The organism is Cupriavidus sp. SIMBA_020 (assembly GCF_046535395.1).
GTDB classification, from domain to species: Bacteria; Pseudomonadota; Gammaproteobacteria; order Burkholderiales; family Burkholderiaceae; genus Cupriavidus; species Cupriavidus campinensis.
Genome location: NZ_JAWRWU010000696.1, coordinates 1 through 268, shown reverse-complemented (window position 1 = coordinate 268; position 268 = coordinate 1). Strand labels below are relative to the sequence as shown.

Sequence of the window (268 nt, the reverse complement as noted above, 5' to 3'; positions counted from 1 at the left end):
AAACTCGCCGAGCGCCGGATTGCGGCGCTCGAGGCCGAACGCGACCGGCTGGATGGTGAGCTCGCCCACGAACGCGAAGCCCGACAGCGGGCGGTTGGCGAAGCCCTCGCGCTGAAAGCCGTCAACGCGCAGCAACATGCCCAGCTCGGCGATTTGCTGCGTGACATCGCGCCGAAACCGGGTCGGGCCACCACGCACGCCGGTCTCGCAAGTGCCAAACGCACCGCCAGCGGCACGGCCGCGAAACGCAAGAGCAAGTAACGCGAGC

The 268-nt window shown here is 68.7% G+C and carries 1 pseudogene; it reads left to right on the top strand.

Features of this window, described 5'->3' with window-relative positions:
- Positions 1 to 261: pseudogene (locus tag SB751_RS31110) on the top strand (transcriptional regulator); the annotation flags it as partial.
- Positions 262 to 268 lie beyond the last annotated feature (7 nt).